Genomic DNA, 12,860 nt, shown 5'->3' on the forward strand with positions numbered 1-12,860 from the left:
ATGTCAGAAAATCAAAAAATGATATTGGGTAAGTCAAAATCAAATAATTTATTGAATGAGATTATTGCTCAGCAAAAACAGAAGCAGAGTCAAATTCCTGTTATAGGAAAAACCAAAGCAGTGGGCGATATGCGCAACCCAACAGTTGCTAAAAATATTAATAAGAAGATTGAAGAAAGTGAAATTGCAAAATCAGCGAAACAGTCAACTGCTGCAAACATGCAAAATAGTAGTGCGGGGCAGGCCCAGAAAGAGTGTTCAAATTTTTGTCGTAAAAAAGGCTTCAATATTTTACCTTTACGATACACCGTTGTTAAAGATAATCCACCTGCTTTACCTGCAACCTTGGGTAAAAATGTCAAAGATATTCAGTTAAGCCATCTCAAATATGCAGTTGAGATGATTGATACTGGTTATATCTATCGCTTAGTAAAAAGAACATCTGGAGCTTTGGAGTGGGCTGGATATAAAGTTACTCCAAATGGACATTTGTCTTATTTTCCTGTGGGTAAAGAAGCACCTAAAAGTGTTCCAGAGTTCGCATGTAAAGGAGCAGGTCATAGTTTTAATTCATCTGTGATAGCTGTAGAAAGTAACCCTAAAGATGAGGCGAAGATTGCATATATTATTCATACGCATGTGCCTATGAGTAAGGCCAAAATATCTGAATATGAAAAAAATGCCGATAAGTTTGTAACAGAAGGAAAGTGGCAGAAAATTTTAATTAATGGTGGAAGTGCGCAAGAACATTGTATTGCTGCAAGCCAATTTAAAACTACGGTTTATAATCTAAACAGTTTTGGTAAAAACCGTATCGATGCGACATTAAACAAGTTTAAAGATGAGCCTAAATCACTTGCCTGTATGGCTTTATATGATCCAGTTGGTATTACGAGAAAGTTGAATGACAGTCGTAATAGTCAGTTTGGTAAATTAACAAATTATCTAGCCAAAAATGTAGAAAAGATTAGCAATGAACACCGACTACAATCTTCTCAGCTCGTAGATAGTATTAAAATAGTTGTTGAGAATAAACTAATTAATCAACAATTAAGCGCACGAAGCCAAGTTGCTGATCTATCAGCAAAAATAGAATATGCTAAAGATAAAATACCAAAATTTGGTTCGATGGATCAGAGGGAATATTTAAGTAAAATTCAAGAAATTTGGGATCGAGCACCTACTGCTGAAAGAGATAAATTTCTTCTGCAAAGGAATAAAAAATTTGCAGAAGGCGAACAAAAGTTAAAAGAGAAAATTATAACGCAATCAAAAGCTGAAGCTAAAATAACTTGGGAAACAAAATATGCACCTAAAATTAATTGGGATACTAAAAAAGCTTTTGATAAAGAAGTAAAAAAACTAATAAATGAAGGCCGTACACTTGCTCAAACTTATGCAAGTGATCATATTAAGTGGCTTAAATCTAAGCATTTGCTGAATGCATTTTATGTTTATGACCAAACAATTTTAAAAGAATATGGTGCATTGTTCCATGTACACGCTTTAGCTGTGATGGATGGAATGACAGGATGTGATGAGGGACAAGCATTAATGGAAAAATGGTTGGGGGTTGAAGAAATTTCTGACGATAATCTATATATGCGAGCAGTCACTTATAACCAAAAAAATTTAATTGATCAATATAATGCAAAAAGCTCTGAGATTACCTCTTTGACGTGGGATCAGACCCAATCCAGTTTAAAAAGCTTAATCGCTGCATTTGTAAGTGCTGACCAGCTTTGGGAGCAATGGTTAGCTGATCCAAATAATAAAATTAATGAGCTGAAATGGTATAACCCTGCTAAATCCTTACTCTGGATTTCAGAAATTACTAGAAGTGTGGCTAAGTGGAGCCTGCAATATAATATAAATCCATTGATTGCAAAAAGACTTTCACGTGTTTCATTCATTGCTTATGCGCATAGCTCACTATTAACAGACAGAGTGCCAAAGTGGTCGTTGCTCTATAATGTAGATTTTAAAATGACAAATGCGAGTACCCAACTGAATGTAACAGAAATAGAAAGACGCTGGAAAAATGCAGGGCAAAATACCGCTGCACAAAAAATCAAAGAAATCCTTAGTAAGTCTCCAGCAAGCGTAGCAATTAGGATTTCAAGTATTGTGGCTTTGTTTGAATTAATAAATTTTGGAGTGCAATCTAATAAGTTTATTGGCGAAAGAAATTGGGAAAATGGGTTTCAATTAATATCAGGTTTATTAGCATCTTCAGCAGCGGTATTGGATATTGCTGGTGGGGGAATGGATGCCTTAAGTTTTCAAGAGAAAGCAAATAAAATTCGATTATATGGTGCAAGACTGGCTGTTTCAGCAGCTATTATATCTTTTTGTATAGATGCATTTGCTGTGTATAAGGAAAAGGAAGGTGATAAAGATAAAATTCTTATGGCTTTTCTATTCACAAAGGCAACCGTATCCTTAGTAATGGTTGGAGTTGGTTTTGGATTGTTACTAAATTTACCGATATTACAAAATTCATGGGTAGTGTCATCAGCTAATAAAATAGCTTTTACAAGAATCCTTTTAAGAGCAAATTTTATACGTATTGCAGCATATTGTAATTGGATCGGTATTGGTTTTTTGGTTATTGAATATTTGCTTAAAACATATGTGTTAGATGATGATTTACAAAAATGGTGTGAGAAATCAATATTTGGTAAAGATTCAAGCAAGTTTAAGCTATTTAAAGATGAAGAAGAAGCTTTTAGTAAAGCTATTATGAGTATTTAGTATGAAAGTTATTCAAGGTGAAATTCAGAAACTTACTATTGAAGATTCTAAAATTCTTCCTTTAAAAAATATAGAAAAACAAGCAGTTGGTTCTGCGATGCTTGGAGCTTTAGCATCAAGTAGTACTTTAATGACTAATGCACCAATTATGCTTATGGCTGCAAGAGGAATTGATGCTAAAACTTTTACTTGTGAAATCAATGGTTATAAGGTCATAGGGCAATTTACTACTGTACAGTTTCAAGAAAATGATCCACTTGTTATTGTGATTAGTGATGAACAAGAACAGGGTCGGCATTTAGCTTACTCTATATTGGATCCTCGGACGGGTCTATTATATATGTTATATGAAATGGGGAGGTCACTTAAAAACTCTTATAAAAATATTTGGCAGCTAGTTTTTATTTGGTCTATAAGTGCTAGTATTATTTTTACGGGACTATTTTTTATATTTGATATTTTTTCTGGAAAAGAAATTTTCAATTTTTCTTATTTAATTGAAAATCTAAAATTATTTTTCTTAATTCTTTGTGTACTTTTAATTTTCTTTAGTTTATTTATGAATCTTGTTTTTAGAAGAAGCTTTAAACAAGCTGCTGAGTTATCAGAGAAAATCTTTTCTATTTTAGGTTTTAAAAATGTAGATGAACAAGATTTTTATAACGATTTTATTATTAAAGATGGAGTACATGTCAGTGTTATGGAGTATCGAAAAAATTTAAAAGGCCCAGATCCATACCCAGAAGATTATTTTAGTAAGAATACAACAAGCGAATAAGTAGTGGAACTTAAATTAAACCTTAAGCTAGTTAAAGGTCCAATACATTCTTTAGAAAAAGCAAATTCTAAAATTCCAGTAAATCAGAATATTGGTGGAATTGCGGCTGGGACCGCTTTTGCTGGTGTGCTCGCTGAGAGTAGTTCGTTGCTGACCAGTGCACCTATATTAGTAATGGCCGCTAAGGCTAAGGATGGTATAACTTTTATTGGTGAAGTAGAGGGATATCCAGTAATCGGACAATTTACGACAGCACGTTTTGAAGAAAATGATGAGTTGATTGCTGTAATTAGCGAAAAACCTGTAGATGGACGTTATCAGGTCTATGCAATTATCGACCCTAAATCAGGCTTATTGTATATGATTTATGAGATGGGGCGTTCAGTAAAAATGGGTTATAAAGCCATTTTTAAGCAAACTTATTATTTTACATTGTTGTCATGGGGTTTTCTCTTAATTTTTATTTTATTTTATTTTTAATTTTTCTTATTCTGTGAATACCATTTTATATTTTCTAGAGATTGTTGGCACTACTTTATTTGTTACTGTAGCAATTTCTGGTTTTGTTAATTATTTTGGTTATAGGAAATCGTATGAAAATTTTGGAACATTATCGGAGCAAATATTTGAAAAGCTAGGATTTGAATATCCAAAAGAACAGGATTTCTATAATGATTTTTTAACTGATGATGGTGTTCAGATTAGTGTAATGAAATATAGAAAAAATTTAAAAGGTCTAGATCCATACCCAGAAGATTATTTTAGTAATAATACAACAAGCGAATAAGTAGTGGAACATAAATTAAACCTTAAGTTAGTTAAAGGTCCAATATATTATTTAGAAAAAGCAAAGTCTAAAATTCCCGTAAATCAGAATATTGGTGGAATTGCGGCTGGAACTGCTTTTGCAGGAGTCCTCGCTGAGAGTAGTTCTCTACTTACCAGCGCACCTATATTAGTGATGGCGGCTAAGGCTAAAGATGGTATAACTTTTATAGGTGAAATAGATAAGTATCCATTAGTAGGGCAATTTACGACAGCACGTTTTGAAGAAAATGACGAGTTGATTGCTGTAATTAGCGAAAAACCTGTGAATGGGCGTCATCAAGTTTATGCAATCCTCGACCCGAAGTCTGGTTTATTATATATGATTTATGAAATGGGGCGATCAGTAAAAAAAGGTTATAAAGCTATTTTTATGCAGACCTATTATTTTGCTCTAATTTGTTTGGGGAGACTTTCTATAATTCTTTTAGTCCTTTATATATTTGATGCTAATTACTCATGGGGTTCCTTTTTTGATTTGATATCTTGGGTTCTCCTATTTTTAATTCTAGCTTTTTTATTTATGGGTTTTATTAATTATTTTGCTTATCGGAAATCATACGAGAATTTTGGTAATTTGTCTGAACAAATATTTGAAAAATTAGGTTTTGAAAATCCTAAAGAGCAGGATTTTTATAATGATTATTTAATTAATGATGGAATCAACATCAGTGTTATGGATTATAGAAAAAACTTAAAAGGTAAAGACCCTTATCCAGAAGATTATTTTGATAAGAAAAATTTTTTGAAGTAAAAGGTTGTTTAATGAAGCTTAGATTGTTTGTCATTACCTTAATATTAGTCACATCTGCATGCAGTCAGCAGAAGGAAGAACACACTTATGGAGCTTTGACTAAAGATTATAAAGATGTGTCTGAATATAAGTCTAAACATGAACTAGAAAAGGCTGCAAAAGCAAATGACGCTGAGGCTATTTTTGTATTGGCATTTATGTATGCCACAGGCGAAGGTGAAAAACTTGATCAAAAGAAAGCATTGGAACTATTTGAGAAATCTGCACAACTAGGCTCCTCAAATGCCATGTTGCAATTAGGATTAATTTATCGGAATGGTAATGATTTAATAAAAAAAGATAATTTAAAAGTATTAAAGTGGTTTGAACAGGGAGCTAAGAAAGGTAATCCTTCAGCTATACATAATTTAGGCGTTTCATATTATAAAGGGTTAGGTATAACAGAAGATAAAGCGAAAGCTTTTAAGTATTTTAGTCAATCTGCAGAATTGGGCTTATTACAATCACAGGTAATAGTTGCGGGTCTTTTATACAACGGTGAAGGTGTAACTAAAGACCACAAAAAGGCTTTTGAGTGGGCATTAAAGGCAGCAAATCAGGGGGATGTTGAGTCGCAAAACAATATCGGTTTAGCTTATGAAAATGGAGATGGGGTTACAAAAGACCCAGTGCTTGCTAAAAAATGGTTTGAAAAAGCAGCTAATAATGGTTCTGTATTAGGGCAATATAATCTTGCTCTTAAGTATTTTGATGGTAATGGTATAGAGCAGAATTTTTCAAAATCAATTGAGTATGCAGAAAAAGCAGCTAATGCGCAGAATAAAGCTGCCATACAATTGTTGGTTGATATCTATTCAAATGATAGAAACCCTAAATATAATCCTGAGAAAGCTAATTATTGGAAATCTAAGCTCTAATTGAGATGAGTATAAGAATTTTTAAGGCATGTTAGTATCAATATGAACATGCCTTTTTTAACTGAGTCATTATAATAAATTATTAAAAAATTAACTTTGTATCGCTGAATGTACTTTAAAATCTTGTTTTTAGGGTGGGTGAAAATAAACATACTGTGTAATATATTTAGGAGAAAACAGTTTTTAACTCTTAGTAAAGAATCGATAGTGCAGAAACAAATTATCAACAAAACTCTGATGGTTCATACATAGCTTGAGGTTGTTCAATTGGCTGCTGAATATTAGCAACACAACGGACAGAATATAAGCGTTATTTTGATTTGGTTTTCTCATTTGGGGTTGGTGAGGCTTTATTTCTAGCTATATTAATACCATCAGCCATCATCAAGTTATCGGCTCCCATTGCTACAGTGGACATCTTCTTTGAAAAAAATAGCTTTATTAAAACAGGGCTTAGGAAAAAATAGTCCATTCGCAGCAGGTAGGCAAGGAACATTAGAGGCGATTGAGCATTTAGGTTATGTACAGATTGATACCATATCTGTCGTTGAACGTGCTCATCACCATATATTGTGGAGTCGAGTGCCAAATTATGATTTAAGCCATTTAAACAGTTTGGTTCGTGAGCGGCAGATTTTCGAATATTGGTATCATGCGGCATCTTATCTTCCTATGAAAGATTATCGATATGCATTACCGGCAATGATGTCTGTCAGAAAAGGGGAAAGTCGCTATTTTAATAGAGGCGATCAACGCCTTATGAATGAAATTCTGGCACGTGTTCGTGCCGAAGGTAAAATTCGGTTAAGGGATATTGATAAGAAAAATAAAGAGAGTTTAGGGAATTGGTGGAATACCGGTCCAGGCCGCCGTGCTTTTGAGCAGTTATATATGCAAGGTGACCTGATGATCTGTGAACGTAATGGTATGGAAAAAGTTTACGATTTAACTGAACGCTGCCTACCTGAAAATATTGATTTAAGTTTGCCTACGCTTTACGAATATGCTCAGTATTTATTTAATAATACGCTTCGAGCTCATGGTGCATTTACGTGGAAACAATTGGTTCATTTAAAGAAAAATGATTTAAAAGAAACCATGCGTGTTGTGCTAAAAGAGCAGATTGATGCAGGTGTTGTATCAGCGATTAAACTTGCTGAGGGACAAACTTTATATGTTGATGTAACTGCAATAGAGCAACAATTGGATACTGATTTTGGTCTAAAAATACTTTCGCCTTTTGATAACTCTCTTATTCATCGTGACCGTTTAACTTCTTTATTTGAATTTGATTATCGGATCGAATGCTATGTACCAGCGGCCAAACGGGTATTTGGATATTTTTGTTTGCCTATTCTTTATCAAAATGAGTTAGTAGGACGAATCGACTGTAAAGCACACCGGACAGTAAAAGAACTAGAAGTGATTAGTCTACATTTAGAAAAAACGGTAAAAGATAAAGAGCATTTCTTTTTTGAATTAGATCAGGAACTCAAGCGTTTTGCAGCATTTAATCAATGCTCAACTGTGAATGATAAGGTAGTCAAACTCATTCGCAGCAAGCTTTAAGTACCAATCTATTTGGGTAGTCAAAAATGATTAAAGCTAAAACACCAAAAGAGTAAAAATTTTTGGTGTTTAACTTCGCTTAGTTCAAAGACATACGGTACTGAATAACGCCGGGATTTTGTGCAATCCAATCATAGAGCTTTTGGGCTGTTTGATTGCTTTCTTGAGTATGCCAATATAAACGTTCACAGCTATGTTCGGTGGCTTGCTTCTGTACATACTCAATAAGTTGTTTACCAATGTGTCGTCCACGAACTTCAGGTGATACATACAGATCTTCTAAATAACAGTAGTTATTTTCTGCCCAAGTAGACCGATGAAACATATAAGTGACAAAACCTAAGATACGTTCTTTATTTTTGGCAACAGCACAATAAATAGGTTCTTTTTCATCGAAAAAACGATCCCAAGTCTTTTTTGTGATATGGAGGGGTAAATTGACCTGATAGAAATTTTGATAGGCAACCCAATATTCTAACCATTGAGTATAGTCTTGTTGTTGAACTGGCGAGACTTCGATCGTTTCATTTTGAATCATAATTACACTTCATTCTGACTAATTGATGAAATTATATATTGGATATGAATGTTTTATAGAAACATTAAAGTATTAAAAACTAACACAATAAATTTGATGAGAAAAGAAATTGCTTATTTTTATAACTTTCTAAAATAAAAATTTTTTTATTAATCTTATTTTAAGCTAGCTTTATTATTCTAATAAAACAAAGCTCGTCTAAGTACACCTTTTAGCCACATTCTCCAGATGTGGCTCTTTTTATTTGCGGTTAGAAAAATCTAGAAGTATATAAATATAATTAAATATTTATTTTTGAATCGCTATAAATTTTTTTAATCATTTTCCATTGCATTACTATAAAACTTAACACCTATTTTAATGCGATCTCGACCATTACTCATACGCCAGCGATTCGTATCACGTAGGGAATACACACAGCCACAATATTCTTGCTGGTAGAATTCTTCACGTTTACTAATCTCAATCATGCGGCTAGAGCCACCATTTTTTCGCCAGTTGTAGTCCCAGTACTGAATATCGGGATAGTGTGAAGCAGCGCGAATCCCGCAGTCATTGATTTGCGCCATATTTTTCCATCTTGAAATCCCTAAAGAGCTGCTGATTAGACTAAACCCATGTTCATATGCATACAAAGCGGTACGCTCGAAGCGCATATCAAAACACATGGTACAGCGGATACCGCGTTCAGGTTCATTTTCCATACCTTTAGCACGGGCAAACCAATTATCGGTGTCATAATCTGCATCAATAAAGGGAATATTATGTTTTTCTGCGAAGCGGATATTTTCTTCTTTACGAATGAGATATTCTTTTACCGGATGAATATTAGGATTATAAAAGAATATAGAAAAGTTTATATTAGACTCAATTAATGACTCCATTACTTCTCCAGAGCAGGGAGCACAGCAAGAATGGAGTAATAATTTATTATGTCCAGATGGGAGTTCGAGTTTTTGACGTTGAATAGCCATAATTAAAAAATAAGTTATATTTTTATATATTTTAGATTTTTTAACTCCTTATAAAAATGAATTTTTTTCAATTAATGATGAAAATATCTAATCTTTATTATTTGTGCTGAATAATAAAGTATTTTTTAATTTTATTACATATAACAAATAATATATTATATTTGTGTAATATTATTAAAAATAATTTTAACTTTCTATTGTTAAAAAAGTGCACTCAATGGAAAATAGTAATAATTTTATATTTGTGTAACTATTTGTCTTTTATATATTTATCTACTAAGTTTTAGCTAGGAAAATTGTGTGATGAACGTCTCAAATAAGTATTATTTTTTAAATTTAAATATTTTTTTAGATTTATATTTTTAATAAATTTATACTAAAACAGTTATTCTATTTTTCTCATTTGAGTATGTGATATTTTAAGATATGGACGATTGGCAATGTAAGTATTGTAATGGTTACATTATGGTTAATCATTCAAGGATAGAGGTAGGGGAAAAAGTTTACTTTTTGGTATATAAATTCGATGCAAAAAATGAAAGAAAAAAACTATATAAAAAAGGAACTGTAATTGCACGTTGTGATAGTATTTTACATATCGAATCAAGAAAAAAGACATATAAAATAGAGGAGGCTAAAGTCTATCCTTTAGGCGCACCTATGCCATTTGTTTATAATATGTTCTGGATATGTGGTTGTGAAAACAGACCATAATATTTTTATTGAATCTAAAATGAATAGTGAATTTAAATAATTTTGATGTTTTTTTATTCAATTTTGCAAATTATAGTTTTTAATTTTTATAAATAGATTAAATTGCTGAAAGGTTAAAGTTAGATTGCAATTTGACAAAATTTTAGCATCCTTTTATAAGACCTCAACTAAGCTTGAGATTAATAAAAATGAGTGAAAGGAATCAAAGTCGTTTGTTAACGGTTGGTGAGGTTGCAAAACGTAGCGGTGTTGCAGTTTCAACCCTTCATTTTTACGAATCTAAAGGTTTAATTAAAAGTATAAGAACCAATGGTAACCAACGCCGTTTTACTCTAGTGGCGTTACGCTACATTGCGATCATTAAAATTGCTCAAAAAGTTGGTATTCCATTAGATGAAATAAAACAAGCCCTAAGTAAATATCCGATGGGTTCTAAATTAACTGCACAACAATGGAAAGAGCTATCTCTCGATTGGCGGAGGAATTTGGATGAGCGTATTCAAAAACTCACAAGACTCAGAGACGAAATGGATTGGTGTATTGGATGTGGTTGTTTGTCATTAGAACAATGTCCATTAAGGAATCCAAATGATGTGTTGGGACAAGAAGGTGCCGGGCCACGTATTTTAGAAAGACCATAGAAGATAAATTTTATTGTTAGATATAACGCATCATAATTTAACATTTGCAATAGAGAATTATTTTGTAAGTTGCTCTCTATGAAGGTTTTTTATTGTAAACAAGTCATATAAAACATAAATTTTTTTGATATCTTTATTTCTTTTAGTAAGAAGCAAAATTTATGAAAAAAATTATCTTTCTTGGTTTAGCGCTTGTTTCGTTAACGGCTTGTTCATCAGTACAACATAAAGATTCAACTCCTCCAAAAATTGGTTCACCAAATCCTGCTAGTCAATATTGCGTTGACCAAGGCGGGAAATTAGAAATTAGAAATGAAGCAAATGGTCAGGTAGGTTATTGCCATTTGCCAAATGGACAAGTCGTCGAAGAGTGGAAATTATTCCGTGATAATCAGGCGAACTGCGTTTCAGAAGAAGCTCAAAAATTAGTTGGGCAATCTGGTTTAACCGATGATCAAATTAAGCAAAAAACGAAGTCAGAAATTGTTCGTAAAGTTGCTCCAGGTCAACCGATGACAATGGATTATCGTTCAAATCGAGTAACTGTCACAATTGATCCAACTTCTAAAAAAATTACTCAAGCAACATGTGGTTAATTCTTTAATTAAAGAATTAATTTAAGTTCGAACAAGAAGGCCTGTCAAAAGACAGGCTTTTTTTAGACAGCCAAATAAATTGTTAAGCTTAATCACATAATTTTTCATAATGCACAAAAACCTGTTAAACCTCATTCAAAGAAAAACAAACATAGGTGTTAAGTTTTAAGTTCCTTTTAAATCATGTGTAGGACCGAGCTATGATGCAAGCAATGTTTTTCTTTAGTGCTGGAGCAGTTTTTGGTTATTGCTATCGTCATTACGATGCTAAAGTTAAAAAAGCCAATGATTCAAAATAAATGATTAAAAAAGCCTGCTTCTTGAGTAGGCTTTTTTCTTTGTATTATTCCCACCCATTGAATAGAACATATTTTAAGTAATCATAAAAAAAGCCCCTAGCGGACTAGAGGCAGAAAAACTTCAGATGCAGGTAACAGGTGAATTATGCATCTGAGTTAAGTAGGTTGTATCAAACCATGTAGAGCACTTTACCAGTAAAAATGAGTAAAAATAGGGATGTGCGACTAATGGCTAATGTTTCCTGTATCTTTTTTAATCATTTTTGAAAGTAAATAATTTTCTTCAGACCCGTTTAATTTTTGAATTTTTATTATTAATAAATCAGAAAAAAGCTTTCAAAATATATCTTATTCATCAGTTCTACAGTTTTTATCTTTGTTTTTTATACGTTTTTTTAGATGAAAAGAATTTTAGAACAAAGACTATTCTTTTTTATGTATATCGTATACGATATATGAAGAATGATTGGACAGCTATTGATACCCATTCCATAACTTTTGAGATGGATTAACTCAAAAGTACAACTACCAATAGTTTTAACTATATTACTGAGGAATAATTATGAGTAATATCTTCACAGGATGTATCCCGGCGCTAATGACTCCATGTACTCCTAACCGTGAGCCAGATTTTGATGCGCTTGTGAAAAAAGGGCATGAGCTTATTGAAGCGGGAATGAGTGCGGTAGTGTATTGTGGTTCAATGGGCGATTGGCCTTTATTGACCGAAGCTCAACGTCAAGAAGGGGTAGCACGACTTGTAGCTGCTGGTATTCCGACAATTGTGGGTACTGGGGCAGTTAATTCAAAAGAAGCAGTTTCTCATGCAGCTCATGCAGAAAAAGTAGGTGCACAAGGGCTTATGGTAATTCCACGTGTATTATCACGTGGTGCATCACCAACTGCACAAAAGGCACACTTTTCTGCGATTTTAAAAGCTGCTCCTAGCTTACCTGCGGTAATTTACAATAGCCCGTATTATGGATTTGCGACTCGTGCAGATTTGTTTTTTGAATTGCGCCGTGAATTTCCAAACTTAATTGGTTTTAAAGAGTTTGGTGGTGCTGCTGATATGCGTTATGCAGCTGAGTTCATCACTTCTCAAGATGATTCTGTAACATTAATGGCTGGTGTAGATACTCAGGTTTTCCATGGTTTTGTTAACTGCAATGCAACGGGTGCAATTACGGGCATTGGTAATGCTTTGCCTAAAGAAGTTTTGCAGTTGGTTGACCTTAGTAAGAAAGCTGCAGCAGGCGATGCGAAAGCTCGTCGTTTGGCACAAGAATTATCAAGCGCTTTAGAAGTTTTATCATCTTTTGATGAAGGTACTGATTTAGTCCTTTATTACAAGTACTTAATGGTACTTAATGGCGATAAAGAATATACCTTACATTTTAATGAAACGGATGCATTGAGTGAATCACAACGTAAATACGTTGAAACTCAGTATGAATTATTCCGTACTTGGTACCGTAACTGGTCAGCTGAAATCTAAGCA

At 33.1% G+C, this 12,860-nt stretch carries 11 protein-coding genes and 1 pseudogene; 10 read left to right on the forward strand and 2 right to left on the reverse strand.

Features of this window, described 5'->3' with window-relative positions:
• From NQ782_RS03590 to NQ782_RS03615, 6 genes and pseudogenes are all read left to right on the forward strand, one after another.
• Positions 1-2,754 (forward strand): T6SS effector BTH_I2691 family protein, encoded by a 2,754-nt coding sequence (locus NQ782_RS03590; RefSeq protein ID WP_057052384.1) that lies wholly within the window; start codon positions 1-3, stop codon positions 2,752-2,754.
• Between the two features lies 1 nt (position 2,755).
• On the forward strand, positions 2,756-3,532 hold the full coding sequence (locus NQ782_RS03595; RefSeq protein WP_000864764.1) for a putative type VI secretion system effector: 777 nt from the start codon (positions 2,756-2,758) through the stop codon (positions 3,530-3,532).
• 3 nt (positions 3,533-3,535) lie between these two features.
• Positions 3,536-4,319, forward strand: a pseudogene (locus NQ782_RS03600) (putative type VI secretion system effector).
• A 3-nt stretch (positions 4,320-4,322) separates the two neighbouring features.
• Positions 4,323-5,111, forward strand: a complete 789-nt coding sequence (locus NQ782_RS03605; protein WP_017815965.1) for a putative type VI secretion system effector — start codon at positions 4,323-4,325, stop codon at positions 5,109-5,111.
• A gap of 11 nt (positions 5,112-5,122) precedes the next feature.
• A complete protein-coding gene (locus NQ782_RS03610) occupies positions 5,123-6,028 on the forward strand; it encodes a tetratricopeptide repeat protein (RefSeq protein WP_057093494.1) in 906 nt (301 codons plus the stop codon).
• Positions 6,029-6,430: 402 nt separating this feature from the next.
• Entirely contained in the window at positions 6,431-7,597 is a 1,167-nt protein-coding gene (locus tag NQ782_RS03615) for a winged helix-turn-helix domain-containing protein (RefSeq protein ID WP_057093492.1), read from the forward strand.
• Between the two features lie 79 nt (positions 7,598-7,676).
• Here NQ782_RS03615 and NQ782_RS03620 read toward each other — a convergent pair whose 3' ends face one another.
• Together NQ782_RS03620 and NQ782_RS03625 are read right to left on the reverse strand one after the other, a co-directional pair.
• Entirely contained in the window at positions 7,677-8,135 is a 459-nt protein-coding gene (locus NQ782_RS03620; protein WP_000615565.1) for a GNAT family N-acetyltransferase, read from the reverse strand.
• A 314-nt stretch (positions 8,136-8,449) separates the two neighbouring features.
• Positions 8,450-9,109, reverse strand: coding sequence for an epoxyqueuosine reductase QueH (locus tag NQ782_RS03625; protein WP_001007559.1), 660 nt, complete (start codon positions 9,107-9,109; stop codon positions 8,450-8,452).
• A gap of 426 nt (positions 9,110-9,535) precedes the next feature.
• Between NQ782_RS03625 and NQ782_RS03630 the strand changes: the two genes are divergently transcribed.
• The 4 genes from NQ782_RS03630 to NQ782_RS03645 all read left to right on the forward strand — a co-directional run bounded on the left by NQ782_RS03630 (position 9,536) and on the right by NQ782_RS03645 (position 12,857).
• Positions 9,536-9,823 (forward strand): hypothetical protein, encoded by a 288-nt coding sequence (locus NQ782_RS03630; protein ID WP_000342965.1) that lies wholly within the window; start codon positions 9,536-9,538, stop codon positions 9,821-9,823.
• Positions 9,824-10,011: 188 nt separating this feature from the next.
• On the forward strand, positions 10,012-10,464 hold the full coding sequence (gene soxR, locus NQ782_RS03635) for a redox-sensitive transcriptional activator SoxR (protein WP_057093182.1): 453 nt from the start codon (positions 10,012-10,014) through the stop codon (positions 10,462-10,464).
• 161 nt (positions 10,465-10,625) lie between these two features.
• Complete coding sequence (locus NQ782_RS03640; protein ID WP_000720055.1) at positions 10,626-11,060, forward strand: I78 family peptidase inhibitor; 435 nt, start codon at positions 10,626-10,628, stop codon at positions 11,058-11,060.
• A gap of 861 nt (positions 11,061-11,921) precedes the next feature.
• The gene (locus NQ782_RS03645) at positions 11,922-12,857 is read left to right on the forward strand and encodes a dihydrodipicolinate synthase family protein (RefSeq protein WP_000065199.1); all 936 of its coding nucleotides are present in this window, start codon (positions 11,922-11,924) and stop codon (positions 12,855-12,857) included.
• Positions 12,858-12,860 lie beyond the last annotated feature (3 nt).

The sequence above is a fragment of the Acinetobacter sp. BD54 genome (assembly GCF_044778325.1).
Taxonomy (GTDB): Bacteria; Pseudomonadota; Gammaproteobacteria; order Pseudomonadales; family Moraxellaceae; genus Acinetobacter; species Acinetobacter baumannii.

Bases quoted from the DNA above. Each gene is read 5' to 3' on its own strand.
- NQ782_RS03625 (WP_001007559.1), bottom strand. From the start codon at position 9,109: ATGGCTATTCAACGTCAAAAACTCGAACTCCCATCTGGACATAATAAA.
- NQ782_RS03640 (WP_000720055.1), top strand. From the start codon at position 10,626: ATGAAAAAAATTATCTTTCTTGGTTTAGCGCTTGTTTCGTTAACGGCT.
- NQ782_RS03620 (WP_000615565.1), bottom strand. From the start codon at position 8,135: ATGATTCAAAATGAAACGATCGAAGTCTCGCCAGTTCAACAACAAGAC.
- soxR (WP_057093182.1), top strand. From the start codon at position 10,012: ATGAGTGAAAGGAATCAAAGTCGTTTGTTAACGGTTGGTGAGGTTGCA.
- NQ782_RS03630 (WP_000342965.1), top strand. From the start codon at position 9,536: ATGGACGATTGGCAATGTAAGTATTGTAATGGTTACATTATGGTTAAT.
- NQ782_RS03645 (WP_000065199.1), top strand. From the start codon at position 11,922: ATGAGTAATATCTTCACAGGATGTATCCCGGCGCTAATGACTCCATGT.
- NQ782_RS03610 (WP_057093494.1), top strand. From the start codon at position 5,123: ATGAAGCTTAGATTGTTTGTCATTACCTTAATATTAGTCACATCTGCA.
- NQ782_RS03590 (WP_057052384.1), top strand. From the start codon at position 1: ATGTCAGAAAATCAAAAAATGATATTGGGTAAGTCAAAATCAAATAAT.
- NQ782_RS03595 (WP_000864764.1), top strand. From the start codon at position 2,756: ATGAAAGTTATTCAAGGTGAAATTCAGAAACTTACTATTGAAGATTCT.